Below are 25,519 nucleotides of genomic sequence, written 5' to 3'. Positions count from 1 at the left end.
CAGTCCCGGCCCAATCCGCTCCTCTTTCAGTGGTCCGCTTCCGGCTCTCCCGGGGCGGCGATCTCGATCTCCCGCAGGCGGTCCGGCTCGGCGACGACCTCGATCCGGGTGATCCGGCCGTCGTCGCCGAACGTGAAGGCCAGGACCACACGCGGCCGGCCGTGCGGCGCCATGACGAGGCCGAACCGGCCGTCCAGCAGGGCGAGGCCGGTGAACTGGGCGCGGGCCACGGCGGCCATGGCGCCCTGGGCGACGGGCCCGGCGCCATGGACGGTGACCGGTTCGGGGGTGGGGACGACCCGGGCGTCGGCGTGCAGCACCACGTCCGGGGCGAGCAGGGCGACCAGGGCCGCGAAGTCCCCGCCCCGGGTCGCGGCCAGGAATGCCTCGACGACCTCCCGGCGGCGGCCCGCGTCAGCGGTGGGCGCGGGGGTCCGGCCCCGGACCCGGCGGCGGGCCCGGCTGGCCAGCTGCCGGGTGGCGGCCGGGGTCTTCTCCAGCAGCGGGGCGATGTCGTCGAAGGGCACGGCGAACAGGTCGTGCAGGACGAAGGCGACCCGCTCGGCGGGGGCCAGGGTGTCCAGGACGACGAGCAGGGCGACCCCGACCTCGTCGGCCAGCAGCGCCTCGCGGGCCGGGTCGCCCGCCGTACCGCCGAGGGCCGCATCCGGATCCTGGTGGTCGAGGGGATCCTCCCGGCGGTTGCGGCGCGTGCGCAGCTGGTTCAGGCACACCCGGGTCACCACCGTGGTCAGCCAGCCGGTGAGGTTCTCGACCTCGCCGAGGTCGGCCTGCTGGGCGCGCAGCCAGGCGTCCTGCAGGGCGTCGTCCGCCTCGGCGGCCGAGCCCAGCAGCCGGTACGCCACAGCCGCGAGATGCGGCCGGTCCGCCTCGAACCGTGCCGCAAGCCGTGCGCTGTCCTCCGTGACGCCGTCCACCCTGCCCCCGTCCCATCCTTCGCGCCCGCGCGCCGCGAGCCCCAGGACACGAAACGCCAACCCGGCCGGAAGATCAACCGCGTTTGCGGGCAGCCGTTGCACCGGGCAGTCGTTCACCGGTCAGTCGTTCACCGGGCGGCCGCCCGCTCCGCCTCGTCGGCGAGTCGTACCAGCTCCGCGACCGGCAGGGAGCCCGCCGGCCGGCGTTCCCGGGCGAACCGGTTGGCGAGGCGCTGCAGCAGTTCGTTCAGCGGGGTCGGTACGCCGTGCAGGCGGCCGAGAAGGACGATCTCGCCGTTGAGGTGGTCCGCCTCGATGGTGCCGGTGCCGCGGACGAGGGACTGCCAGGAGGAGCCGCCGCCGCGCGGGGCCCCGTCGAGCGGGACCAGAGTGACCTTGTCCCCGCGTGCCTCCTTCTGCTCCTCGTCGCTCGCGTACGCGATCCCGGCGGCGTCGAGCACGGCCTCTCCCTCGGCCCGCAGGCGCGCGTACAGGGCCTGTTCCCGGCCACCGGCGACGGGCCCGCACAGCGCTTCCAGGGCGGTGCCGAGGTTGTGGAGCAGCTTGGCGTACTGCCAGCGGGCCACGTCCGGCACGACCGGCGCCTCGAAGCGGGCGGCCGCCAGGTCGGCGGCGATGCGCCGGGCGGTGCCGTCGGTGCCGTGCGGATACCGGCCCAGGTGCAGGATGCCGGTGAGCGGGGTGCCGGCGGCGGAGACGACTCCGGCTTCCACGAAGGCCGAGGGCAGCCAGACACAGACGCCGTACACCTGCCGGAAGCGGCGCAGCGCCAGGCGCGGACTCTCCACGCCGTTCTGCAGGCACACCAGCGGCAGCTGCTCCGCCGCCGTCCCGCCGCCCGCGACCGGGGCCTCGCCCCAGGCCTCCAGAGCGGCCGCGGTGTCCTGTGTCTTCACGGCCAGGACGAGGACGTCGTCGACGCGCAGCTCGCCGAGCGGGTCCGGTCCCTCGACGGCGGGCAGCCGGTGCGTCGACTCTCCCTCCGGTACCCGCAGCTTCAGCCCCTGCTCGGCGAGTGCCGCCAGATGCCGGCCGCGGGCGACGAGCACGACCTCACGCCCGGCCTGGGCCAGCCGCCCGCCGACGGTGCCGCCGACCGCCCCGGCCCCGATGATGATGTAGCGCATGGGGCAGAGCCTCGCACACCGGCCGTCGCCCTAGGCCCGGACCTCCCGTCACCCTTCCGCAGCGGTCAACTCGACCAGTTTGAGCACGGTGTTCCAGTTCCGGCTGGTGGCGATGACGCCCTTGGTGACGCGCGGCCGGTACAGGGCCTCGGCGAGCTTGGAGCGGCCGAGGCCGTCCGGGGCGTACAGGTACAGACAGCGGTCGCCGAGGCGGAACTCCTCGGGGAGATGGGCGGCGGGGTCGATCTCCGCGAAGCGCTCCGCGGTGACCGGTGCGGAGAAGTAGGTGACGTGCAGCTGCTTGGCCTCCAGTTCGGCGGCCGGGAACGGGCAGGCCTCGGCCACCGCCCGCAGATAGGTGTGGTCGCGCACGATCACGTCGACCGGGAAGCCGAACCGCTCCTCGATCGCGCGGGCCAACCCGGCCGCCAGAGACTCCTCGTCGCCCCGGTCGGTGGTGAAGACGGCCTGCCCGCTCTGCAGATGGGTCCGTACGCCGTCGTGGCCGAGGCCGGTCATGAGCGTGCGCAGATCGGCCATCGGGAGCTTCTTGTTGCCGCCGACGTTGATTCCGCGCAGCAGCGCCGCATAGGTCGTCATCCGGCCAGCCTAGAGCGGCCGCCGTGCCCCGTGGGGGCGGGCACGGCGGCCGTACCCGTGCGTACGCCGGGTTGCGCGAAACTCTGTCCGATCAGGAGGGTGCGGATCAACTCCTGGACGCAGCTGTGATTTGTTCAACAACCTTTCGTAACCACAAAGTGGATCTCTGTCGGCGGATCGGACATCCCTGAGTCCCGCCCCCGAGAACCGGCTGCGAGAACCCCGATAGATGTAAGGGGCCGTGGTCCTCCCCAGCGATGACCCGGGCCCTCGGCACTTCACCGGGCAGCACGACGAGACGTCCTTATCCGGCCCATACCGTCGAAGGCGAGCAAGCGAAGACGTGGCGGCAGGGGGCCGTCACCGCACACGAGGGGGACATCCCGTCATGGGGAACACGGACGTGCGCGTGCGGGGCCTGGCCGCCCGCGCCGGCGGCTGGAGCGCCCGGCACCGCTGGGCCGCCGTCGGCATATGGGTGTTGTTCGTCGTCCTGGCCATGGGACTCGGCTCGGCGGCCGGCCGGGTCGACGTGGACGAGAGCGACCAGCTCAAGGGCGAGACGCACACCGCCGCACGCATCATCGACGACGCGGGCATCGAGCAGCCGGCCGGGGAGACCGTGCTGATCCAGTCCGAGGACGGCGCCGTGAAGGCCACGAGCGGCGAGTTCCGGGCCGCCGTCACCGACGTCGTCAAGGCCGTCGGCGCCACCGGCAAGGTCGTCAACGTGACGTCGCCGTACGACACCCGCACCATCTCCCGGGACGGCCGCAGCGCACTGGTGCAGTTCGACATGCGCGGCGACGCGGACACCGCCGCCGACCGGGTCGAGCCGGTGCTGAAGGCCGTGGCCGGGGTCCAGAAGGACCACGGCTCGCTGCGGATCGAGGAGATCGGCGGCGCCAGCATGAAGAAGCAGTACGACGACGCCTTCGGGAACGACTTCCAGCAGGCCGAGTACTCGGCGGTGCCGGTGGCCCTCGGCATCCTGCTGATCGCCTTCGGCGCGCTGGTGGCCGCGCTGCTGCCGGTGGGGCTGGCGATCACCGCGATCATGGCGACGATGGGCCTGATGGGCCTGGTCAGCCATGTGCAGCCGATGAGCGACACCGCCAACTCCGTGATGCTGCTGGTCGGTATGGCCGTCGGCGTCGACTACTGCCTGTTCTACCTGCGCCGCGAGCGCGAGGAGCGGGACGCCGGGCGGGACCCGGGCACCGCGCTCAGGATCGCCGCCGCCACCAGCGGCCGCGCGGTCATCGTCTCCGGTGTCACGGTGTGCGTGGCCATGGCGGGCATGCTGTTCACCGGTCTCGCCACGTTCGAGGCGATGGGCCTGGCCTCGCTGATGGTGGTGGCCGTGGCCATGGTCGGCTCGGTGACGGTGCTGCCCGCGCTGCTGTCGCTGCTGGGCGAGCGGGTCGAGAAGGGCCGGATCCCGTTCCTGGGCCGGCGCCGGCAGGGCGTGCCCGCCGAGAGCCGGTTCTGGACGGCCGTCCTGCGGGGCGTGCTCGCCAGGCCCGTGATCTCCGTCGTCGTGGCGGCCGGCGCGCTGCTCGCGGTGGCCGCGCCCGCGCTGGGCATGAAGACCCAGCAGCTCACGCTGGACCAGGAGTTCGGCGACACGCTGCCGATCGTGCAGACCTACAACCGCATCAACGACGCGTTCCCGGGCGGTTCCGAGCCCGCCCAGGTGGTCGTCAAGGCCAAGGACATCAACGCTCCCGAGGTGCGGCGGGCGCTGGCCGACTTCAAGCAGCAGGCAATCTCCTCGGGCGCCTCACGCGGCCCGGTCGACGTCAAGGTGCGCGAGGCGCAGAACGTCGCCCTGGTCTCCGTACCGCTGGTCGGCGGCTCCGACATGGACCGGGCGGTCAAGAGCCTCGACAAGCTGCGCGACGAGGTCCGGCCCGCCACCCTGGGCAAGGTCGCGGGCGTCGAGGCGCCGGTCACCGGACAGGTCGCGGGCAACAAGGACTTCAACGACCAACTGCTCGGCTCGGTCGTCCCGGTCTTCGCGTTCGTGGTCGTCTTCGCCTTCCTGCTGATGCTGTTGTCGTTCCGCTCGCTGACCGTCGCGATCACGTCGATCCTGCTCAACCTGCTGTCGGTGGGCGCCGCCTACGGCATCCTCGTCGCCGTCTTCCAGCACGGCTGGGGTGCCTCGCTGGTGGGCGCGGAGGGCGTCGGCGCGGTCGTCACCTGGCTGCCGCTGTTCCTCTTCGTGATCCTGTTCGGCCTCTCCATGGACTACCACGTGTTCGTGGTCTCCCGGATCCGCGAGGCACGGATGCGCGGCCGTACGACGAAGGAGGCCATCCAGCACGGCGTGGTCACCACGGCCGGTGTCGTCACCAGCGCCGCGGTCATCATGGTCGCCGTGTTCGCGATCTTCGGCACCCTGTCCATGCAGTCCATGAAGCAGATGGGCGTGGGTCTGGCCGCCGCCGTCCTCATCGACGCGACGATCATCCGTGGCGTGCTGCTGCCCGCCGTGATGGCGCTGCTCGGCGAGCGCAACTGGTACCTGCCGAAGTGGCTGCACCGGCTGCCCGACCTCACCCACGACGAGTCGCCGGAGCCGGTCGCGGCGGCCCCGGTGCTCGGTGAGGGCGAACGACTGAGCGTCTGATCCATCCCGTTGACACAGGGCCCGTTGGTTTCCGGGGGGAACCAACGGGCCCTGTCAGGCATCGTCCACGAGGCACGGCTCGACGCCGACTACCTCTGACGGCGCAGCTCGGCCTCGATCAGGTCGGCCGCCCGCCGGGTGCCGCCCTCCTCGGCCATGCACGCCTGGATCTCCTTCAGGCGCCGGGCCACCTCCGGGTCGCCGGACAGGGCGAGGGCGGCTTCGCGGAGGCGGTCGGCGGTGACCTCCTCGGTGGCCAGGCGGCGGGCGACGCCGAGGGACTGGAGCATGTCGGCGTTGCCGAACTGGTCGACGGCCTGTGGTACGGCGATCATCGGCGTGGCGGTGGCCAGCCCCTCCTGGCTGCCGCCCGCACCGGCGTGCGTGACGAACAGGTCGGCCTGCCGCAGCACCGCCAACTGCGGGACCCAGCTGTGCACTTCGACGTTGGCGGGTATGTCGCCCAGCTCGGCGGGGCCGACGTGCCGGCCGATCTGCAGGACCAGGTGCCAGCCGGGCAGGTCCGCGAAAGCGCGCACGCACTCGCGGTAGAAGCCGGGCTGTTTGGTGAAGGCCGAGCCGAGGGAGACCAGGGCCACCTTCTCGGCGTCGGCGGGCCGCTGCCAGTCGCCCTGGCCGGCACGGTCCCCCTGACAGGCGCCGACGAAGGTGTACACGCGCTCGTCGACCCGGTCGGCGTTCGGCTGGAGCGCCTTCGGGATCAGGACCAGTGAGCGGGCTGGACGGCCGACGAACGAGTCCGGGTGCTCGGTGATCCCGTTGTCCGCCAGCCAGGCCTCGAAGCGGGCGTAGTAGGCCTGCCCGCGCTCGGTCTTCCTCGGCTCCGCCCACATGGGCTCGGCGACCTCCTCCTCATATCCCTCCCAGGCGACGAGGTTCGGCGAGAGGGAGATCGCGGGGACGCCCCGGCGGTGGGCCAGGACGCGGGCCGGGTAGGAGGCGATGTCGTGCAGGACGAGGTCGGGCTCGTCGCCGCCGTAAGCCCGGATCAGCTGCGGCAGCGCCTGGACCGCGTCCTCCAGGAAGGGCTCCACGTTGTCCAGCAGAGTGCTCCCCCAGGCCTCCGGACCGGCGTCGGGCCCGGGCAGCGCGGAGGTGTACGGCACGGGCCGGGCCCCGGTCGCGGCCACCTTCTCCACGAAGGCGGGCGGAATGGCGTACGTCACCCGGTGCCCCCGGGCGACGAGTTCACGGATCACCTCCAGGCTGGGGTTCACATGACCGTGGGCGGCGATGGAGAACATGGCGATGTGAGCAGGTGCGTTCATGACGTCGAAGCTAGGCGAGACGAGACGTCTCGTTCAATCGAATAAAACTCGGAGCGCACCCCGCCGGAACGACTCCCGCCGACACCCCCTCTCCGATGGCGGGCGCCCCTACGCTGGTGGGGTGGACGACCGGCAGGCGGAGTTCATCGGACTGTCCCCGTTGAGGAGATCCGGGCGTGGCAACGGGACGAGCCGCCTCAGTTACGGACGATGCTGGGGAACTTCGTCGGGAACGACGCGACCTACGCGGTCATCGAGCTGTACGACGCGGACGGTCGGCTCCTCGACCGCTCGACCGGGCTCTGCCTGCGCGGAGGCAGCCGCCACGCCGAGATCGACGCGGTGGACCAGCTGGCGCTGAACCAGGCGCGCGGCGGGCACGCGGTCATCGCGATCAGTCGGCCTCCGCGCGGCAGGCCTCACGGCGACGACGAGTCCCAACGCAACTCGCGGCTGGCGCCGCGGGGACGTTGGACGCACGCCGCGGCGGGCCGCCCCGCCCCCTGCAGCACGCCGTTGAGTCTGCAGCGGCCGATCGACCCGGCCAGCCTTCGGGGCTGGCCGCTCGACCAGGAGATCTACCGGCTGCGCCGGCATGCGCAGGCCGACCCCGCGCGGGCCGCGGACCCGGCGGTGGCGCGGATCCGGGAGGCATTCGAACAGGAGGCCCTGCGGCGCAGCGCCGAGCACGTCGTGACCCGGGCGCTCCCCCCGACCACCGGAGTCTGGCGGGAGGTTGAACTGCTGCCGATCGTCGCCCCGGAGCTGCCGCGGGGGGGCTCGACCCGTTCTCGAACCGGGGCACCTTCGAGCCGCCCATGCACCGCCGGACCGAGGCCCAGGTGCTCGCCGTCCCGCAGGAGGGGGGCGCCCGGACCCGCTTCTTCAACCTCAGGGGCGCGTTCTGGCCCGATGGCAAAGACCTCTTCCTGGAAGACGTCCTGGTGCCCCGGTGAGACCGTGATCCCGACGCCGACACACGGTCCGACCTGTGCGAATGCGAGACTTGCCGAAGAGCGGACACGCACTGCCCGGGACGAACGGCACGGAGGCGGACGATGGACGAGGCACGGGCGCGGGACGTACTGGCCGCGGCGAAGGTGCTGCCGGGCTCGGCTCGGGACGCGCGGCTCCTCGCCCTCGGTGAGAACGCGGTGTTCGCCGCCGGTGACCTCGTCGTCAAGGTGGGCCGCGACGCCGAACTGCTGGAGCGGGCCCGGCGCGAGCTGGACATCGCCGGCTGGCTGGCCGAGGCGGCCGTACCCGCGGTGCGGGCGGCCGAGCCGAAGCCGCTGCTGGTCGAGGGGCACCCGGTGACCGTGTGGCACCGGCTGACCGACCCCGTACGACCGGCCGAGCCCCGGGATCTCGCGCAGCTGCTGCGGATCGTGCACGCGCTCCCCTCGCCTCCCTTCGCGCTGCCGCCCCGCGATCTGCTGGGCGGTGTGGAGCGCTGGCTGCGGCTCGCGGGCGAGGCGATCGACCCCGAGGACGCGGCCTGCCTGCGGGCCCGCCGGGACGGCTTCGCCGCTGCCGCGGCCGCGCTGACGCCCCGTCTGGAGCCGGGGCCGATCCACGGCGACGCGCTGCCCCGCAACGTGCACGTCGGCCCCGACGGCCCGGTCCTGGTCGACCTGGAGACCTTCTCCGCCGACCTGCGCGAGCACGACCTGGTGGTCCTGGCCCTCTCCCGCGACCGCTACGGCCTGCCCGCCGAGGCCTACGACTCCTTCACCGAGGCCTACGGCTGGGACGTACGGGAGTGGGAGGGCTGCGGGGTGCTCCGCGGGGCTCGCGAGACGGCCAGCTGTGCGTGGGTGGCCCAGCACGCGCCGAGCAACCCCAAGGCGCTGGCCGAGTTCGAGCGCCGGGTGGCGTCCCTGCGGGAGGGGGACGAATCGGTGCGGTGGTATCCGTTCTGAGCACCTGTTGAACGCCGCTCCCGTCAGGGAGTCACGTCGCCCTGGATGGTTCGTGCTGCTCGCCGCAGTTCCGTCAGGACCGTGCGGACCGCCCTTCTCGCCGTGCGCTCGGGGCGGCACAGGACGTCGATGTGCCGTGTGGCCTGGACGCCGCTGAGCGGCCGGAGGACCAGCGCCGGATGCGGGCGCATGGTCCAGCGCGGCATCAGCGCGATCCCGCCCCCGGCGGCGACAGCCTCGGCGACCACCGCGAACTCGTTGATGCGATGGGCCAGATGGAGCCGTCGGCCGGCCGCGGCGGCGATGGCTTCGATGGTGGCCATGACCGGGAACCCGTCGTGCACGGTGATCCACGGCAGGTCGGCGACGTCGCGCGGCGTCACCCGCCGCTTGGCGGCGAGCGGATGCCCGGCGGGCATCGCCACGTCGAGCGGCTCGTGCAGCAGGGTGGTCACGGTCACCGCGCGCGGCCAGGGCGGGGCATGGTCCAGACGATGGGCGAGGACGAGGTCGTAGGCGCGGGTCAGCCGGGGGAAGTCCTCCTGCGGTACGTCCTCGTCGGCGAGCGCCACCGTCGGCGCGCCCGGCCCGGCGAGGCCGCGCAGCAGCAGCGGGAAGAACGCCGCGCCCGCGCTGTGGAAGGCCGCCACCGACACCTCGCCGTCCGGCCTGCCGGCGAACTCCTCGACCGCGTGCCGGGCCCGGGCCAGAGCCGACTCCACCTCGACGGCCGCGTCCGCAAGCGCCTGCCCGGCGTCGGTGAGCACCAGGCGCCGCCCCTGCCGTTCGGTGAGCGGCACGGGGATCGAGCGTTGCAGCAGCCGCAGCTGCTGCGAGATCGCCGACGGCGTCACCAGCAGCGCCTCGGCGACCGCGGTGACGCTGCCCAGCTCGCCCAGCTCCCGCAGGATCCTCAGCTGCCGTTCGTCCACGCCGTCAGTGTAGGGCGACGATGTAGGTCTACTAAAAGATCGTTTAAGAAAGTGGTTCTGGGCTTCAGACATGTCGGGGGTGCACCGTGGGCGGGTGACCGACGCCCGCCGTACCGACGCGGTGCTGCTGCTCGTCGCGCTCGTCTGGGGTTCCAGCTATCTGTCCGCCCAGACGGCCGCGAGCGCCCTGCCCGTCCTCCTCGTCCTGTTCGCGCGCTACGCCCTTGCCGCGCTCCCCTGCCTGGGTCTCGTCGCCGCCCGGGGCGGACTGCGCGGATGGACCCGCGACGAGGTGCGGGTGGGGCTGCCGCTCGGGGTCACCCAGGCCGCGGTCCTGGTCGTGGAGACGTACGGCGTCGCCCACACCACGGCCGCCAACGCGGGCCTGATCATCAGCCTCACCATCGTGCTCACCCCGCTCCTCGACCGCGCCGGGCGCCGAGGCGGTCCGCCTCCCGCCTTCTTCGCCGCGGCCGGCGTGTGTGTCGTGGCCGTCGGTCTGCTCATGTCCGGGAACGGCTTCCACGCGCCTCGCCCCGGGGACCTGCTGATGCTCGCCGCGGCCGGCGTCCGGGCCGTGCACGTGGCCCTGGTCGGCCGGCTCACCGTGGGCAGGGCGATCCGCCCGCTGCACCTGACGACGGTGCAGACCCTGGTCGGCACCGCGCTGTTCCTCGTACCCACCGCCCGCGATCTTCCGGCGCTGGCCCGAGCCGACGCCGCGACCTGGACCCAGCTGGTCTATCTCGCCCTGTTCTGCAGCGTGTTCGCCTTCCTCGTCCAGACCTGGGCGGTGCAGCGCACCTCCGCCAGCCGGGCCAGTCTGCTGCTCGGCACCGAACCCGTCTGGGCCGCGGCGGTCGGCATCGCGTTCGGCGGCGAACACCTCACCCCGCTCACCGCGCTGGGGGCGGCCCTGATGGTCACCGGCACGTACTGGGGCCAGGCCGTGGAACGCGCCCACCGGACCGCCGGGACCGCCCTCGGTCCCGGGCCCACCGACACAGCCAGGGCATCCGCGCCCGCCACGTCCCCCGACAGGACCGGAGAAGACGCCCCATGCCGGACCACGACACTTACCAGCACCTGATCTCCCTGCTCGACGCCTCCCACGTCGACTACCGGCTCATCGACCACGCGCCCGAGGGCGCCACCGAGACCGTGAGCGCGCTGCGCGGCCATCCGGTGAGCGAGGCCGCGAAGTGCATCGTGCTGCGGGTCAAGGTCGACCGCCGCACCACGCGTCACGTACTCGCGGTCGTGCCCGGGGACCGGCGGGTGGACCTGGACGCCGTGCGGGCGCTGTTCGAGGCCCGGTACGCCGGCTTCAGCGACGCCGAGACCGCCGAGCGGCTCGCCCGCTCGGTGCCCGGCACCGTGCTGCCGTTCAGCTTCGATCCCGCGCTCGAACTCGTCGCCGACCCGGACGTCGTCGCCCAGCCGCGGCTGTACTTCAACGCCGCCCGGCTCGACCGCTCGCTGTGTCTCACCGGCACGGACTACGCGCGGCTCGCCGGCCCGCGGGTGGCCCGCATCGCGAGCCCCGCGCCGGCGTGACCTGCTCGGCTCAGACCTTCTCGTCCGCCAGGCCCGCCGGCTCCCGCAGCGGCCACGCCCCTTCGACCACCGCGCCCGCATCCCCCTTGCGGCGCAGGAACGCCTGGAAGTCCGCCGCCCACTCGGCGTACCAGTCGATCTGTCTGCGGTGCAGTTCCGCCGGCCCCAGGGACGCGATCTTCGGGTGCCGGTCGGCTATCGCGGAGGCCAGCCGGGCCGCGGCGAGGGCGTCGGCCGAGGCGTTGTGGGCCGCGTCGAGGACTATGCCGTACTCGGCGCAGACCGCTTCCAGGTTCCGCTTGCCGCGGCGGTAGCGGTCGACCCAGCGGTCGATGGTGTAGGGGTCCACGACCGGGGCCGGGGCGCGGCCGCCGAGCCGGTCGGAGAGCGACGGCAGGCCGTACCTGCGCAGCTCCGCGGAGAGCAGGGTGAGGTCGAAGGCCGCGTTGTAGGCGACGACCGGGACGCCCGTCTTCCAGTAGGAGACCAGGACGTCCGCGATGGCGTCGGCCACCTGGTCGGCGGGGCTGCCCTCGGCCGCCGCGCGTTCGTTGCTGATGCCGTGGACCGCGACCGCGTCGGCCGGGATCTCCACGCCCGGATCCGCCAGCCATTCCCGGCGCCCCAGGGGCTCACCGGCCCTGACCTCGATCACCGCGCCGGTGACGATGCGCGCCTCGCGCGGATCGGTCCCGGTCGTCTCCAGGTCGAAGCCGATCAGCAGCTCCCGGTGCCAGCCCATGGGCGGTCCCCCTTCTTGGTGGTGCTTTCCCCCAGTGGCCTCCACCATCGCACGCGGCACTGACAATCCGAGGACCCCGTTCCGCTTGCCGGGGTGGACGGTTCAGGACACCGGGCGCGAATCCGCCCAGGCCAGCTCGAATTCCTCGCGGTATGTCGGGAAGAGTCCGGGTTCGACGACATCGTCCGACTTGACCAGCCGACTGCCGTTGCGCAGCACCAGTACCGGCGACTCCATCCCGCGCGCCCCGCGCAGATAGGACTGCACCACGGCGATGCCGTCGGCGCCGTCGCCGTCCACCAGGTAGGCGGTGAAGCGGGGCGTCTCGTCGTAGACCTGGATCTCGAAGGCGCCGGGGTCGCGCAGCCGGGACCGCACCCGGCGCATGTGCAGGATGTTCATCTCGACGGACCGGCTCAGTTCACCCCGTTTCATCCCGAGTTCGCGCTCACGGCGCTTCACCGCGCTGGAGGCCGGGTTGAGGAAGAGCAGCCGCACCCGGCAGCCGGACTCGGCGAGCCGGACCAGGCGGCGTCCGGAGAAGTTCTGCACCAGCAGGTTGAGACCGATGCCGATCGCGTCGAGGCGGCGGGCGCCCCCGAAGATGTCCTCGGCCGGGAACTGGCGCATCAGGCGCACCCGGTCGGGGTGGACGGCGACGACGTCCGCGTACCGGTCGCCGACCAGGTCCTCGACCGCGTCGACCGGCAGCCGGCGTGCGGAGGGCACGTCGCCGCCCGCGCCGAGCGTCTCCAGCAGCCGGGCGGAGGCCCGCTCGGCCTGGTCCAGGACCGCCCCGGACAGGGCCCGGTTGCGGGAGACGACGTTACGGGTCACCTCCAGCTCGTCCAGGGCGAGTTCGAGGTCGCGGCGCTCGTCGAAGTACGGCTCGAAGCACGGCCAGTGCTGCACCATCAGCTCGCGCAGCTGCGGCAGCGTGAGGAAGCTGAGCACGTTGTCGTCGGCCGGGTCGAGCAGATAGCCCTTGCGGCGGCTGACCTCGCGGACGGCGACCGCCCGCTGCACCCACTCCTGTCCGGCGGGCCCGGCCGCGGCCACCACCCACTCGTCGCCGTGGACGGGCTCGTAGATGGGACGCAGCACGGCGGCCACGACAGCGCGCAGCCGCTGTTCGACGAGGTTCAGCCAGATGTAGGCCCGGCCCGCCCGCTGGGCGCGGGTGCGCACCTCGAGCCAGGCGTCGGCGTCCCAGTCCAGTTCCGGCCCGATGGACCCCGTGGCGTCCATCGGGCGGGCCAGGGACACCGCGCCGGGCGGGACGTCTGTGGAGTTCCCCTCGTGACCCTCGTCACCAGGGGGCAGCTCCAGCCCTCCCGAGCCCACCCGCGCACCGCCTTCCGCCACCCCGGGCCTTCCCCGTCTCAACGATCAAGGAAGGGTACTCCGGGAGCGGTCGGCGATGCAGCCGGATGGACAGGTCGGTTTCTCAACTACGCGGCCGCCAGTGGCCGTTCTGCCACGCCAGCGCGTCCGGAGTGAGCGGATTCATAGCCGTGACGTCCCTGGGGGAGATGGCGAAGCCCTGCCAGTGGACCGGCATGGGCTGCTGGTCCTCGTCCCGGGCGATGTGGTGGAAGCCGACGTTCATCCAGACCACCGGGTGAGTGAGGGTCTGGCCGTTGACCCACTTGTCGACGGACTTGCCCGCCCCGGCGGGGCAGGCACCCGGGTTGTTGCTGGCGAACTGCTCGCACTTGTTGTACTCGGTGAAGTACACGTCGTGCTTGGTGAAGCTGCGGCCCGGATACTTCGTGGTGGGGCCGGGGACGATCTCGTACGAACGCGCGTGCCCGTCCTTGTTCTTGCCGGTCGCGCTGACCATCCGCCACCAGCGGTAGGTCTTGTAGTCACCCGCGAGTTCCTTGGTGACCTTGGTGCGGGTGGTCTTGTTGGTGGGCGCCTGCTGGCCGTGGGCGGGGGCGGTGACGGCCGAGTCGTACTGCTCGACCTTCGTCTTGGACGAGCCGTCGAGGCCGAAGTCCAGCCGCCAGAAGACGTTGTGGCTGTGGCTGGTGGCGTAGGCCTTGGCGCCCTTGCCGATGGGCCAGCCGCGGCCGTCGCCGGCGTCGTAGTCGTCGTAGGAGAGGCTGCCGGTGGCGCCGACGTTCATGTTGACGGTGCCATCGTCCTGGAAGCGCCACTCGGTCATGTACTCGTACCAGCCGACCTGGTTGACCGTGTAGACGAGCAGGTCCTTGCCCTGCGCCTGGAAGACCTTGTTGGCGCTGTCGCCCTGCATGCGGTAGGCGTGACCGCGCGAACGCGTGGTCGTGCACAGGCCGTTGACGTTCGGGTGCTGCGGGTCCCAGGCGTCCGGGACGCGGACGGACTTGATGGTGCCGCCCGGGCACTCGCCCGGTGCCAGGTTCACCAGGCCCTGGGCGAAGCCGAAGCCGGTCAGGTCGTCGTACTCGACGCTGCCGTCGTCGTAGGGGACGTCGATCTGGGCGAGGCGGGCGCTGTTGAGGACCTTGATCGGCTTGGTCTCGCCCTTGGGCTGGTACGAGACGTTCTCCAGGACGAGGCCGGCCTTGCTGTCGTAGCGCCAGCACATCCGCCAGGTGGTGCCGCTGGAGAGTTTCTGCTCGATCTTGTACTTGGCGCTGCAGTCGGCGGTCGCCGCGGGCGCGGCCTTGGGCTGGGCGACGGCCGGTCCGGCACCGGCCGTCGCACCGGCGGCCAGCGCGGCCACGGTGACGCCTACGGCCGCCCGCGCGCGGGCACGGCTGATTCGGTTGACGGGCATGACGAAGTGGCTCCCTTGCAGGACGAGCAAGTTGGAAAAGCGAACGGAGGACTGCTGTCGCTCAGCGGCGGTCGAGCGCGGCGACCTTGCGGGCGCTCAGGTCGACGACCAACGACCGGGCGTCGATCCAGGGACCGTTCTTGACCTTCGGGAACAGCCGTACACAGCGGTGTTCGCCGCACTTGTCGAGCGCGGCGGGCTGGCCGCCCGGAGTGGCCCGGTAGACGGCGCCGTTGAGCAGCAGCTGGTCCGGAGAGGTCAGCTCGTGGCCGGTGGCGTCCTTGTAGTCCGCCTTGAGGCCCGCGCCCAGCGGGTCGGCGATCAGCAGCTTCGCCGCCTCGGCGTTCTCGGCACGGCTCAGCGGCGGCTGGACGCCGTGCTGGGTGCCGGTCCGCTCGACCTTGCCGGTCTCCAGGTTGACCGTCTTGGTGACCAGCGTGTCGCTCTTGTAGTCGTAGAAGCTCACGTCGGCCCGGCGCGGCGCGTCCGGGTCGTCCAGTTCGTTCGCTTCCGGGTCGGCGAGGTCGACGCTCAGGCGCTGCGGGCCGCTGCCGCCGTCGACGTTCTCGCCCGTGTTCAGCAGCTGCTGGTTCGTGGCGAGCTTCGCGACGCGCTGGATCTCGTCGTCGGTCAGCGGGTCGCGGCCCGTGCCCTTCTTCCCCTCGGCGGGCGCCTGTTCCACGACGCCCGGCTGGACCCCGTCCGGGCCCTGTCCCGCCTGCTGCGCGGCCTGCGTGCCGCTGCCCGGTCCTCCCGATTCGTCGGCCCCTGCCGTGCCCGGCAGGGTGATCCCCACCATCACCGCGGTCCCGGCCACCGCCAGGGCCGCACCCGCCACCACCTTGCCCAGATGGCGGTGCACTATCTCGCGCACATCTTCCCCCTACTCCCCCAACGTCCCCGGGAGTACGTGTCTGCCCCACTGGTTCGGCACACGGCAGGTAGCCCCTTCTCCGTATGCACTGGTCGGCCGGTAAGAGGGGCGTAAGTCACAGGAGGTTCCCTCACTTTCGGGCAGACTCGGAGTCAACGCGGCCCCGGCGGGGCGGCACACCTGGAAGAGTCGTGTCCATGCAGGTCTGGCCTGGCGAGGCGTATCCGCTCGGCGCCACCTATGACGGCGCCGGAACCAACTTCGCGGTCTTCACGGAGGCCGCGGACCGAGTAGAGCTGTGTCTGCTGCACGACGACGGCTCGGAGACGGCGGTGGAACTGCGCGAGAGCGACGCGTTCGTGCGGCATGCCTACCTGCCGGGCGTCATGCCGGGACAGCGGTACGGGTTCCGGGTGCACGGCCCGTACGCCCCCGAGCGCGGCCTGCGCTGCAACTCGGCGAAGCTGCTGCTCGATCCGTACGCGAAGGCGATCAGCGGGGCCGTCCAGTGGGGCGAGGAGGTGTACGGCTACCACTTCGGCGCACCGGAGCGGCGCAACGACCTGGACTCGGCGCCGCACACCATGACCTCGGTGGTGATCAACCCGTACTTCGACTGGGGCGACGACCGGCTCCCGCGCACCGAGTACCACCGCACGGTGATCTACGAGGCCCATGTGAAGGGCCTGACCATGCGCCACCCGGGCCTGCCGGAGGAGCTGCGCGGCACGTACGCGGCGCTCGCGCACCCGGCGATCATCGAACACCTGACCAAGCTGGGCGTGACGGCGCTGGAGCTGATGCCCGTACACCAGTTCGTGAACGACCACCGGCTGGCCGACCTGGGCCTGAGCAACTACTGGGGCTACAACACCATCGGCTTCTTCGCCCCGCACAACGCCTACGCCTCCTGGGGCGACCGCGGCCAGCAGGTCCTGGAGTTCAAGTCGGCGGTCCGCGCGCTGCACGAGGCGGGCATCGAGGTCATCCTGGACGTCGTCTACAACCACACCGCCGAGGGCAACCACCTGGGCCCGACGCTGTCCTTCAAGGGCATCGACAACCCGTCGTACTACCGTCTCGCGAACGATCCCCGCTACTACACGGACACCACGGGCACCGGGAACTCACTGCTCATGCGGTCCCCGCACGTCCTCCAGCTGATCATGGACTCGCTGCGCTACTGGGTCACCGAGCTGCACGTCGACGGCTTCCGCTTCGACCTCGCGGCGACCCTCGCCCGGCAGTTCCACGAGGTGGACCGGCTGTCGTCGTTCTTCGACCTGGTGCAGCAGGACCCGGTGGTCTCCCAGGTGAAACTGATCGCCGAACCGTGGGACGTGGGCGAGGGCGGCTACCAGGTGGGCAACTTCCCGCCCCTGTGGACCGAGTGGAACGGCAAGTACCGCGACACCGTCCGGGACCTGTGGCGGGGCGAGCCACGGGCGCTCGCCGAGTTCGCCTCCCGGCTGACCGGCTCCTCGGACCTCTACCAGGACGACGGCCGCCGCCCGCTCGCCTCCGTCAACTTCGTGACCTGCCACGACGGTTTCACGCTGCACGACCTCGTCTCGTACAACAGCAAGCACAACCAGGCCAACGGCGAGGACGGCCGGGACGGCGAGAGCCACAACCGGTCCTGGAACTGCGGCGTGGAGGGCGAGAGCGACGACCCTGCCGTGCTCGGCCTGCGCGCCCGCCAGATGCGCAACTTCGTCGCCACGCTGATGCTCTCCCAGGGCGTGCCGATGATCAGCCACGGCGACGAGTTCGCCCGCACCCAGCACGGCAACAACAACGCCTACTGCCAGGACAACGAGCTGTCGTGGGTGGACTGGCCCGAAGACAGGGGCGGGAACGAGGACGAGGACGGCGGCGACCTGCTGGAGTTCGTCCGCGCGATGGTCTGGCTGCGCCGGGACCACCCGGTGTTCCGCAGGCGGCGCTTCTTCCACGGGCGGCCGGTGGAGGGCACCCACGACGCGCTGTCCGACATCGCCTGGTTCACCCCCGAGGGCGCCGAGATGACCCAGCGGGACTGGGACTCGGCGCAGGCGTCCGCGCTGACGGTGTTCCTGAACGGCAACGCGATCTCCGAGCCCGGTCCGCGCGGGGAGCGGATCACCGACGACTCCTTCCTGCTGATGTTCAACGCCTCACCCGGGCCGCTGGACTTCCTGGTGCCGGCCGACCACGGCCGGCAGTGGCAGGTCGTCGTCGACACGGCCCGCACGGAGGGGGTGGCGCCGGGGACGGGCGCGAAGGTCGCGGCCGGCGACCGCGTCACCCTGCCGGACCGCAGCCTGACGGTGCTGCAGCGGCCCGCCTGAGGGGGCTTCTGCGGGAGGACCGGGGCGGGAGGAGCCGCCCCGGTGGCCGGCCGCCGACGCACCGGGAGCCCGGGACGCGCCGGTACGGCGGCCATGGCGAGCCCCGCCACGGCGCTCATCACACCCTGCGTGCCGCCCTCGCCCTCCAGGGCGCCATGTTCGGTGCGCCTGCGTTCGGGACCGGGCCGGACGGCCCGGGCGGTCGGGTGCAGCGCGAAGCCGGTGCTGCAGGTGGCCACCAGGAGGGCCGCACCGGCCAGTGCGTAGGCCGGATGGGCGAGGACCGCGGCCAGACCGACCAGGGCCGGGCCGAGGACGAAGGACAGTTCGTCCAGGGTGCTCTCGAAGGAGAGCGCGGCGCCGACGGTGGGCTCGGAGGGACCCGCGCGGCGGGCGAGGGCGACCAGGCGGGTGCGGGCCGACGAGCGGCACGGTGGCGCCGGCCGCGGTCCCCAGGAGGGCCGGGACGGGCGTGGGCAGGCCGGCCAGGGCGCCGGTGACCAGGGCCGGCCGCGGCCAGCGCGTCGGCGAGCGAGAACGCGAGCACGACCGTCCGCCGCCCGTGCCGGTCCGCGAGCCGCCCCACCAGCGGCCCGCAGGCCACCTGGCCGAGGGCGAGCGTGCCGTGCCTTGTGCGGGGCCGTTCGTTCGTTCCCATCACTCGAAGCCAGGCACGCGTGCGTGGGTGCGTGCAGGGGGCGATGACACGAAAGACTGCGGGCTGGGTACGTAGGTTTCCATGACTTCTGCGCGACCCGGACCGGAGGTGCCCACGGCCACCTACCGGCTGCAACTTCAGCCCGCGTTCCCGTTCGCCGCCGCCGCGGCGGCGGTACCGTACCTGGCCTCGCTCGGCGTCTCGCACCTGCACCTGTCCCCCGTCCTGGAGGCCGTCCCCGGCTCCGCGCACGGCTACGACGTCGTGGACCACGCGCGCGTGCGCGAGGAACTGGGCGGAGAGGAGGGGCTGCGCGCGCTGGCGCACACCGCGCGGGAGCACGGCCTCGGTCTGGTGGTGGACATCGTGCCGAACCACATGGCCATGGCACCCCGGCACAACCACGCCCTGTGGGAGGTGCTGCGCGAGGGGCCCCGGTCGCCGTACGCGCGCTGGTTCGACATCGACTGGGAGGCGCAGGGCGGACGCCTGCTGCTGCCCGTGCTCGGCGGACCGGTCGGGACGGAGCTGGACCACCTGGTGGTCGACGGCGGTGTCCTGCGCCACCACGACCACGCGTTCCCGCTCCGGGAGGGCACCGAGGAACTGCCTCTGCCGCAGCTCCTGGACGCGCAGTGGTACCGCCCGGTGTGGTGGCGGCTGGCCCGCACCGAGCTGAACTACCGGCGCTTCTTCAGCATCTCGGAGCTGATCGGGGTGCGGGTCGAGGACCCGGAGGTGTTCGACGCCACCCACGCCAAGATCCTGCAGCTGCTGGCGGAGGGCGTGGTCGACGGGCTGCGGATCGACCATCCCGACGGGCTCGCGGACCCCGACGGCTACCTGGAGCGGCTGCACGAGGCGACCGGCGGGCGCTGGACGGTCGTGGAGAAGATCCTCACCGACGGCGAGCGGCTGCCCGGCTCCTGGCCCGTCGCGGGCACCACGGGCTACGACGCCCTGCGCCACGTCGACGGCCTGTTCACCGATCGCACCGGGGCGTATCAACTGCTCGGACGGTACCGGGCGTTCGCGGCGCCGCAGACGGACCGGGGCGGCAACTGGGAAGCCACGGTGCGGCGGGCCGCCTACAAGGTGATCACGCACGAGCTGGCCGCCGAGACCGACCGGCTCACCCGGGTGGCCGCCCGGCTGTGCGCCGCCTCCCCCGACCTCTCGCTGCGCGACCGGGCCCCCTGGGCGCTGCGCACGGCCCTGGAGGAGCTGCTGGTCCGGCTGCGGGTGTACCGCCCGTACACCTCCGGTGACGCGGCCGCCGTCGTCACCGAGGAGGCCGCCGAGGAGGCCCGGCTGGCCTTCGTGGTGCCCGAGGAGGCCGAGGCCGTCGGCATCGTGCGCCGGCTGCTGGTCGAGGCGCCCCGCGACCCGTCGGCACCGGACCACGCCGACCGGGCTGACTTCCGCACCCGGTTCGCACAGACCGCGTCGGCACTGCGCGCCAAGGCCGTGGAGGACACGGCGTTCTACCGGTATGTGCCGCTGCTGTCGGCGGCCGAGGTGGGCGGCGACCCCGGCGCGCCCGGTGTGTCCCCGGAGGACTTCCACGCGTACTGCGCGCGCGTGCAGCGCGACTGGCCGGCCACCGGCACGGCCGTGTCCACCCATGACACCAAGCGCAGTGCCGATGTGCGCGCGGCCATGGCCGTGCTCACCGAATGCCCGGACCGCTGGGCGGAGTTGCTCGGCGAGGTGACCCTGGCCGAGGAGGGTGTGCCGGACGGGCAGCTGGCCTGGGCTGCCTGGCAGACGGTGTTCGGGCTGGGCCCGGCGGAGGAGGGGCGGGTCCAGGGGGCGCTGCTGAAGCATGTGCGCGAGGCCGGCATGTACACGAGCTGGACGGAGCAGGAGCCGCCCTACGAGGACGCGGTGGCGGCCTTCGTCGCGGCCGGGCCGTGCGGGCCGCCGGGAGAGCGTGTGGTGGCGTTCCGCAAGGCTCTGGAGCCGCACGTCCGGGCGAACGTCCTGGGCACCGCGCTGGTCCATCTGACGATGCCGGGGGTGCCGGACCTGTACCAGGGCACGGAGGGCGAGTACCGGGCCCTGGTGGACCCGGACAACCGGCGCCCGATGTCGTTTCCCCCCGCGGCACCCGGCGAGAAGGACGCGCTGACGACGGCGGCCCTGCGACTGCGCGCACGGCGACCCGACGCCTTCGGTACGTCGGCGACGTACGCCCCGCTCACCGCGGACGGACCGGCGGCGGAGCACTGCGTGGCGTTCGCCCGCTCCGGCGCGGTGATCACGGCGGTGACCCGCCTGTCCCTGCGGCTGACGGAGTCGGGCGGCTGGCGGGAGACACGGCTGGAGCTGCCGCCGGGGCGGTGGGCGGACGTGCTGACCCCGGGACGGGAGTTCACCGGGCACGCGCGCGCGGCGGACCTTTTCGAGCGGCTGCCGGTGGCACTGCTGGAGCGGCGGGGTGAGGACTGAGAGGCCGGCGCCTGGCCGGCCGGCCTGGGCGGCGGACAGGTCACAGGCCTCGTACCCCCGGCTGGCGCTGCCGCCGAGCGGTGGGCGCCCCTGCGGTCCCCGCGACGGGAGTTCACCAGGCCCACACCCGTGACCGGCCCTGCCGAGCGGCCGCCGGCGGCGCTGCTGGAGCCGACCGGTGAGGACGCAGGGACCGGCGCCCGCAGGGGTGAGGGACCGGCGCCCGCTCAGCGGGCCCGGGCGGCGGGCAGGGCGTGGCCCTCGTACGCCCGGGGGGCGGTTGCTCCGAGCGAGGGCCAGGTGGTGCGCAGAAGGTCCACGAAGGCCTCGGCGGCTCCGGTGGGCGGCACGCGCGCGTAGACCGTCAGGGCGCGTTTCCAGGCCGGGTCCGGGGTGAGGACGACGCAGTCCTCGCCGACGGCGCCCCGCACGACGTGGGCGGGCGCCACGCACACCCCGACCCCGGCGGCGGCCATGCGCACGGCCGTGGAGGTGTGCTCGGTCCACACGGCGGTCCGGGGGCGGTATCCGGCCTGTCCGCACGCCCAGTCGAGGAAGCGCTCGCCGTGGACGACGGGTTCCATGGCGCAGCGGATCCAGGCGCGGTCGGCGAGTTCCGGCAGCGTCACCTTCGTACGGCCCGCGAGCCGGTCGTCGAAGGACACGACGAGGACGACTTCCTCCTCGCCGACCGGTACGACGGTGCCGGGCGCGCCGACGGGCTCGGGGCCGATCGCGAGGTCCGCGGTGCCGCGCTGGACCGCCTCCTCCAGGGCCTCGGAGGTGGCGTACTCGTGCAGACGCAGCAGGACGCTGGGGTGCGCCGTACGCCAGCGGGCGAAGACATCGGGGAGGGCGCCGACGGCGATGGAATGCAGGGCCGCGATGTGCAGCTCGCCGCCCTCGGCGCCGGCGGCGGCACGGGCCGCCCGGCGGGCCTGGGCGGCGCTGCGGACGGCGAGCTCGGCGTGCGGCAGGAAGGCGCGGCCCATCGGGGTGAGGCGCACTCCGCGCGGCATGCGCTCCAACAGGGCGCCGCCGACGGTCTTCTCCAGGGCCTTGATCTGGTGCGAGAGCGCGGGCTGGGTGACATGCAGCAGCTCCGCCGCGCGCGTGAAGGACTCCTCCTCGACGACCGTCAGGAAGTACTCCATCTGCCGCAGGCTCATCGCTCCGCCTTCCCATAAGCATCTTGCATCGGTTCCACAAAAACATTGCCTTGGACTCATGGCAAGGCCGGGCGGAGGGTGGAGGTCATGAACGCACAGGTCATGAGCACAGTGGCAGCGCGCACGTCGGACGTCGTCGTCGTCGGTGGTGGCACGGGCGGGTACAGCACCGCCCTGCGCGCCGCCGCCCTCGGTCTCGACGTCGTCCTCGTCGAACGCGACAAGGTCGGCGGGACCTGTCTGCACCGTGGCTGCATTCCCAGCAAGGCGATGCTGCACGCCGCCGAGCTCGTCGACGGCATCGCCGAGGCCCGCGAACGCTGGGGCGTGAAGGCCACGCTGGACTCCGTCGACTGGCCGGCGCTGGTGGCCGCACGGGACGACATCGTGGTGCGCAACCACAAGGGGGTCGAGGCGCATCTGGCACACGCGGGTGTGCGGGTGGTGCGAGGGAGCGCGCGCTTGACCGGGGCGCGCACGGTGCGGGTGGAGGGCGTGCTCGCTGATTCCGCGCTCGCGCATGCCGAGGGCGGCGTGTGCGACCTCACCGCGCGCCGCGGGGTCGTCCTCGCGACCGGCTCGCGACCGCGCACGCTGCCGGGGCTCGTGCCCGACGGACGGCGCGTGGTGACCAGTGACGACGCGTTGTTCGCGCCGGGCCTGCCGGGATCCGTCCTGGTGCTGGGCGGCGGTGCGATCGGGGCGGAGTACGCCTCCTTCCACCGGTCGATGGGTGCGGAGGTCACCCTGGTGGAGGCCGCCGACCGGATCGTGCCGCTGGAGGACGCCGACGTGAGCCGGCATCTGACCCGCGGTCTGAAGAAGCGGGGCGTCGACGTGCAGGCGGGTGCGCGGCTGCTGGACGCGGAGGTGCTGGACAACGGCGTACGCGCGCGGGTGCGCACCGCTCGCGGGGAGACCCGGACCGTGGCGGCGGAGCGGCTGCTGGTGGCCATCGGCCGGGCCCCGGTCACCGAGGGCCTGGACCTGGCCGCCGCCGGGCTGACGACGGACGAGCGGGGGTTTGTCGTACCGGCGGACTGGAGCCGGCTGGAGACGGCCGTACCGGGGATCCATGTCGTGGGCGACCTGCTGCCGCCGCCCTCGCTCGGCCTGGCCCACGCCTCCTTCGCCGAGGGCCTGCTGGTGGCCGAGACGCTGGCGGGGCTGCCGTCGGCTCCGGTGGACTACGCGGCCGTGCCCCGGGTGACGTACTCGTCGCCGCAGACCGCCTCCGTGGGGCTCGGCGAGGCGCAGGCACGTGCGCGTGGGCACGAGGTCGACGTCAACACGATGCCGCTGACCGCCGTCGCCAAGGGGATGGTGCACGGGCAGGGCGGCATGGTGAAGGTTGTCGCCGAGGCCGGCGGCGGGCAGGTGCTCGGCGTGCATCTGGTCGGCCCGAACGTGTCGGAGATGATCGCCGAGAGCCAGCTGATCGTCGGCTGGGACGCCCAGCCCTCGGACGTGGCCCGGCACGTGCACGCGCACCCCACGCTGTCGGAGGCGGTGGGCGAGGTCTTCCTGACGCTCGCCGGCCGCGGCCTGCACCAGCGGTGAGTCCCCGGATCGCGGCGGTCCGGCACCGCCTGTGAATGCGTCCGGGCGCCCCCTGGAGCCTCCCGGCCGTGTGCTTGACAGTTCACCCACGCCGTGCGGCACTTGGAGGGCGAAGCCGGGCGGACAAGTCGGGGGTGAGTCTCCTGCCGGAGCAGCGCTACCCCAGCGTTCCCGAACTGGTCGCCTCCGCACGAGCGTTGGCCGCTCAGGAGCCCGGGCTGTGTTCGCTCAGACAGGTGGGCGTCTCGCGCGCCGGCCGGCCTCTCCACCTGCTGTCGGTGGGACACGCCCGCCGCGCCGTGCTGGTCGTCGCGGGCGCCCACGCCAACGAGCCGACGGGCGGCTCCACCCTCCGGGTGCTGGCCGAACGGGTGCTGGCCGAGCGGGAGTTGCGGGCAGGCACCTCCTGGCACTTCCTGCTGTGCGCCGACCCGGACGGCGCGAGCCTGCATGTGACCCCGGCGCCGCGCAACCTGCTCGACTACCACCTCGGCTTCTACCGGCCGACCGGCGCGGAGCAGCCGGAGTGGTCCCCGGCGGTGCTCCCGCCGGACCGCCTGCCGCCCGAGACGCGAGCCCTGACCGGGGTGATCGACGAAGTGCGCCCCTACCTCCAGGTGACCCTGCACGGCACCGATCTGGGCGGCAGCTGGGTGCAGTTGACGAAGGACGTGCCGGGCCTGGCGGAGCCGTTCGCCAAGTCCGCCGCGGAGCTGCACATCCCGGTCGAGACGGGTGCCTCGGACGCCGCGGGCTGGCCGGCCTCGGGGCCCGGGGTGCATGTGATGCCCGGCCCGGAGACGGGGGTCGCGTACCCGAGCCTGCCGGACGACGCACGGCACAGCACCTGGTACCACGCACACCGCTACGGCGGCCTGACGGCCGTGGTGGAGGTGCCGATGTGGGCCAGCGACCTGGTGGACGACCCGGCGCCGCACCCTGCACCGGCGGCGGCGATGCAACGCCTGGCCCAGCGGCTGCTGCGGGACTCGCTGGAGGTGGAGCGGGTGCTGGCCGAGGCGCTGCCCCGGCTGGAGGGCGCGGACGGGCCGCTGCTGCGGGCCGCGCGATGGGCGCTGGAACTGATACCGGGCCTGGCGCAGGACTGGATCCACACACCGCCGGCCGGCACGACGATGGCGTACGTCGGCAGTGTGGACGCCTTCGGGCGGCGCCTGCCGCTGCGGGCGGCGGCGATGCTGCTGCGGGTGCTGCGGGAGACGGACGACCGGGCGGCGCCCCGGCTGGAACAGCTGGTCGCCTCCTGGTGCGAGGCCTTCGCGGAGCGCTTCCGGGCCCGCTGGGTGCCGTTGGAGAACCAGGTGGAGCACCAGTCCCGGACGGTGCTGGTGGCGGCCCAGCAGGCCCGGGAACGGGCGGCGTGAGGCCTCCACGCCGCCGCCTCCCGTGCCCGTCGCCCCCCGTACCTGCTGCCCCCGTACCGGCCGCCTCCCGCGCCCGGCACCTCCCGCGACTACTGCCGTCCGGGCTCAGTCGTCCAGCGCGAAGACCGCGCCCGTCCGTCCGTTCATGACGCACTCGCTGGTGTACGTCTCCTGGAAGTCGACCAACCGTCCGTTCCACCGCCCGTGCGCGTGCACGGTCACGGGGGCGAAGATCATCGTGCAGAAGATCTTCTTGGGCGGGATGCGATCGATGTCACCGTCGGCGGCCGCGAGTTCGGCACAGGCCTCGGCCGCGTGCGCGTGGCCGAGGGGCGGGTCGCACAGCAGCAGCGTGTGGCGCGCGTTGCGGGACTGGACGTCGCCACGGGTCACGGTGAGGTCCAGCCAGTTGCCGGTGAGCGTGTGACGGGGTGCCGCCTGGGCCGGGCCCGCGGCGAGGAGGCCGACGGAGGCCAGCAGGGCGCCTGCGGCCACTGTGGCTCGTGTGATGTACGTCATTCCCGAAGCATCGGCGCGGCGGCCCGCGTTCCGCACCCCGACT

The 25,519-nt window shown here is 72.9% G+C and carries 19 protein-coding genes and 1 pseudogene; 9 read left to right on the top strand and 11 right to left on the bottom strand.

The annotated features are described in order from the left end of the window. Positions 1 to 26: 26 nt before the first annotated feature. The 3 genes from ACWC5O_RS12720 to ACWC5O_RS12710 all read right to left on the bottom strand — a co-directional run bounded on the left by ACWC5O_RS12720 (position 27) and on the right by ACWC5O_RS12710 (position 2,686). Complete coding sequence (locus ACWC5O_RS12720; protein WP_450586710.1) at positions 27 to 938, bottom strand: sigma-70 family RNA polymerase sigma factor; 912 nt, start codon at positions 936 to 938, stop codon at positions 27 to 29. Between the two features lie 128 nt (positions 939 to 1,066). Continuing rightward, positions 1,067 to 2,086, bottom strand: a complete 1,020-nt coding sequence (locus ACWC5O_RS12715; RefSeq protein WP_450586708.1) for a ketopantoate reductase family protein — start codon at positions 2,084 to 2,086, stop codon at positions 1,067 to 1,069. A 48-nt stretch (positions 2,087 to 2,134) separates the two neighbouring features. Further along, on the bottom strand, positions 2,135 to 2,686 hold the full coding sequence (locus ACWC5O_RS12710; protein ID WP_450586707.1) for a DUF1697 domain-containing protein: 552 nt from the start codon (positions 2,684 to 2,686) through the stop codon (positions 2,135 to 2,137). A 388-nt stretch (positions 2,687 to 3,074) separates the two neighbouring features. Between ACWC5O_RS12710 and ACWC5O_RS12705 the strand changes: the two genes are divergently transcribed. Beyond that, positions 3,075 to 5,321, top strand: coding sequence for an MMPL family transporter (locus ACWC5O_RS12705; RefSeq protein ID WP_450586705.1), 2,247 nt, complete (start codon positions 3,075 to 3,077; stop codon positions 5,319 to 5,321). Between the two features lie 89 nt (positions 5,322 to 5,410). Here ACWC5O_RS12705 and mgt read toward each other — a convergent pair. Continuing rightward, a pseudogene (gene mgt, locus ACWC5O_RS12700) lies at positions 5,411 to 6,653 on the bottom strand (macrolide-inactivating glycosyltransferase). A 775-nt stretch (positions 6,654 to 7,428) separates the two neighbouring features. Here mgt and ACWC5O_RS12695 point away from each other — a divergent pair. Together ACWC5O_RS12695 and ACWC5O_RS12690 are read left to right on the top strand one after the other, a co-directional pair. Beyond that, a complete protein-coding gene (locus ACWC5O_RS12695) occupies positions 7,429 to 7,566 on the top strand; it encodes a hypothetical protein (RefSeq protein ID WP_450586703.1) in 138 nt (45 codons plus the stop codon). A gap of 102 nt (positions 7,567 to 7,668) precedes the next feature. Then, a complete protein-coding gene (locus ACWC5O_RS12690) occupies positions 7,669 to 8,532 on the top strand; it encodes a phosphotransferase enzyme family protein (protein WP_450586701.1) in 864 nt (287 codons plus the stop codon). Between the two features lie 23 nt (positions 8,533 to 8,555). Here ACWC5O_RS12690 and ACWC5O_RS12685 read toward each other — a convergent pair whose 3' ends face one another. Beyond that, on the bottom strand, positions 8,556 to 9,464 hold the full coding sequence (locus ACWC5O_RS12685) for a LysR family transcriptional regulator (RefSeq protein WP_450586699.1): 909 nt from the start codon (positions 9,462 to 9,464) through the stop codon (positions 8,556 to 8,558). A gap of 94 nt (positions 9,465 to 9,558) precedes the next feature. Between ACWC5O_RS12685 and ACWC5O_RS12680 the strand changes: the two genes are divergently transcribed. Then, a complete protein-coding gene (locus tag ACWC5O_RS12680; RefSeq protein ID WP_450586697.1) occupies positions 9,559 to 10,554 on the top strand; it encodes a DMT family transporter in 996 nt (331 codons plus the stop codon). Then, positions 10,524 to 11,021 (top strand): YbaK/EbsC family protein, encoded by a 498-nt coding sequence (locus ACWC5O_RS12675; protein ID WP_450586695.1) that lies wholly within the window; start codon positions 10,524 to 10,526, stop codon positions 11,019 to 11,021. Before ACWC5O_RS12680 ends, ACWC5O_RS12675 begins: the two co-directional genes overlap by 31 nt. 10 nt (positions 11,022 to 11,031) lie before the next feature. Here the strand turns inward: ACWC5O_RS12675 and ACWC5O_RS12670 are convergent, their stop codons facing one another. The 4 genes from ACWC5O_RS12670 to ACWC5O_RS12655 form a co-directional block, all read right to left on the bottom strand. Then, positions 11,032 to 11,763 (bottom strand): exonuclease domain-containing protein, encoded by a 732-nt coding sequence (locus ACWC5O_RS12670; RefSeq protein WP_450586693.1) that lies wholly within the window; start codon positions 11,761 to 11,763, stop codon positions 11,032 to 11,034. Positions 11,764 to 11,865: 102 nt separating this feature from the next. After that, the gene (locus tag ACWC5O_RS12665) at positions 11,866 to 13,107 is read right to left on the bottom strand and encodes an SAV2148 family HEPN domain-containing protein (protein ID WP_450586801.1); all 1,242 of its coding nucleotides are present in this window, start codon (positions 13,105 to 13,107) and stop codon (positions 11,866 to 11,868) included. Between the two features lie 103 nt (positions 13,108 to 13,210). Continuing rightward, on the bottom strand, positions 13,211 to 14,530 hold the full coding sequence (locus ACWC5O_RS12660; protein ID WP_450586691.1) for a copper amine oxidase: 1,320 nt from the start codon (positions 14,528 to 14,530) through the stop codon (positions 13,211 to 13,213). A gap of 61 nt (positions 14,531 to 14,591) precedes the next feature. Next, positions 14,592 to 15,404: a Tat pathway signal sequence domain protein gene (locus tag ACWC5O_RS12655; protein ID WP_450586689.1), complete on the bottom strand. Its 813-nt coding sequence runs from the start codon at positions 15,402 to 15,404 to the stop codon at positions 14,592 to 14,594. A 197-nt stretch (positions 15,405 to 15,601) separates the two neighbouring features. Here ACWC5O_RS12655 and glgX point away from each other — a divergent pair, with 197 nt between their 5' ends. After that, entirely contained in the window at positions 15,602 to 17,734 is a 2,133-nt protein-coding gene (gene glgX, locus ACWC5O_RS12650; protein ID WP_450586687.1) for a glycogen debranching protein GlgX, read from the top strand. Positions 17,735 to 18,473: 739 nt separating this feature from the next. Further along, positions 18,474 to 20,843, top strand: coding sequence for a malto-oligosyltrehalose synthase (gene treY, locus ACWC5O_RS12645; protein WP_450586686.1), 2,370 nt, complete (start codon positions 18,474 to 18,476; stop codon positions 20,841 to 20,843). 227 nt (positions 20,844 to 21,070) lie between these two features. Here treY and ACWC5O_RS12640 read toward each other — a convergent pair whose 3' ends face one another. Then, positions 21,071 to 22,012: a LysR family transcriptional regulator gene (locus ACWC5O_RS12640; protein WP_450586684.1), complete on the bottom strand. Its 942-nt coding sequence runs from the start codon at positions 22,010 to 22,012 to the stop codon at positions 21,071 to 21,073. 87 nt (positions 22,013 to 22,099) lie between these two features. Here ACWC5O_RS12640 and lpdA point away from each other — a divergent pair, with 87 nt between their 5' ends. Then, positions 22,100 to 23,572 carry a dihydrolipoyl dehydrogenase gene (gene lpdA / locus ACWC5O_RS12635; RefSeq protein WP_450586682.1) on the top strand — a complete coding sequence of 491 codons (1,473 nt, stop codon included), beginning with the start codon at positions 22,100 to 22,102 and terminating at the stop codon, positions 23,570 to 23,572. A 134-nt stretch (positions 23,573 to 23,706) separates the two neighbouring features. Beyond that, complete coding sequence (locus ACWC5O_RS12630) at positions 23,707 to 24,957, top strand: M14 family zinc carboxypeptidase (RefSeq protein ID WP_450586680.1); 1,251 nt, start codon at positions 23,707 to 23,709, stop codon at positions 24,955 to 24,957. A gap of 105 nt (positions 24,958 to 25,062) precedes the next feature. Here the strand turns inward: ACWC5O_RS12630 and ACWC5O_RS12625 are convergent, their stop codons facing one another. Then, positions 25,063 to 25,476, bottom strand: a complete 414-nt coding sequence (locus tag ACWC5O_RS12625) for an SSI family serine proteinase inhibitor (RefSeq protein WP_450586678.1) — start codon at positions 25,474 to 25,476, stop codon at positions 25,063 to 25,065. Between the last annotated feature and the right edge of the window lie 43 nt (positions 25,477 to 25,519).

Source organism: Streptomyces sp. NPDC001450 (assembly GCF_053597295.1).
Note: the sequence above shows the minus strand (reverse complement) of the source record. Positions and strands in the feature narration are given on the sequence as shown.

What these genes read in the sequence shown, in the direction of transcription:
- glgX (WP_450586687.1), top strand. Translation starts at nt 15,602, where the DNA reads ATGCAGGTCTGGCCTGGCGAGGCGTATCCGCTCGGCGCCACCTATGAC.
- ACWC5O_RS12695 (WP_450586703.1), top strand. Translation starts at nt 7,429, where the DNA reads ATGCACCGCCGGACCGAGGCCCAGGTGCTCGCCGTCCCGCAGGAGGGG.
- ACWC5O_RS12710 (WP_450586707.1), bottom strand. Translation starts at nt 2,686, where the DNA reads ATGACGACCTATGCGGCGCTGCTGCGCGGAATCAACGTCGGCGGCAAC.
- ACWC5O_RS12625 (WP_450586678.1), bottom strand. Translation starts at nt 25,476, where the DNA reads ATGACGTACATCACACGAGCCACAGTGGCCGCAGGCGCCCTGCTGGCC.
- ACWC5O_RS12660 (WP_450586691.1), bottom strand. Translation starts at nt 14,530, where the DNA reads ATGCCCGTCAACCGAATCAGCCGTGCCCGCGCGCGGGCGGCCGTAGGC.
- ACWC5O_RS12690 (WP_450586701.1), top strand. Translation starts at nt 7,669, where the DNA reads ATGGACGAGGCACGGGCGCGGGACGTACTGGCCGCGGCGAAGGTGCTG.
- ACWC5O_RS12670 (WP_450586693.1), bottom strand. Translation starts at nt 11,763, where the DNA reads ATGGGCTGGCACCGGGAGCTGCTGATCGGCTTCGACCTGGAGACGACC.
- ACWC5O_RS12715 (WP_450586708.1), bottom strand. Translation starts at nt 2,086, where the DNA reads ATGCGCTACATCATCATCGGGGCCGGGGCGGTCGGCGGCACCGTCGGC.
- ACWC5O_RS12705 (WP_450586705.1), top strand. Translation starts at nt 3,075, where the DNA reads ATGGGGAACACGGACGTGCGCGTGCGGGGCCTGGCCGCCCGCGCCGGC.
- lpdA (WP_450586682.1), top strand. Translation starts at nt 22,100, where the DNA reads ATGAACGCACAGGTCATGAGCACAGTGGCAGCGCGCACGTCGGACGTC.
- ACWC5O_RS12640 (WP_450586684.1), bottom strand. Translation starts at nt 22,012, where the DNA reads ATGAGCCTGCGGCAGATGGAGTACTTCCTGACGGTCGTCGAGGAGGAG.
- ACWC5O_RS12675 (WP_450586695.1), top strand. Translation starts at nt 10,524, where the DNA reads ATGCCGGACCACGACACTTACCAGCACCTGATCTCCCTGCTCGACGCC.
- treY (WP_450586686.1), top strand. Translation starts at nt 18,474, where the DNA reads ATGACTTCTGCGCGACCCGGACCGGAGGTGCCCACGGCCACCTACCGG.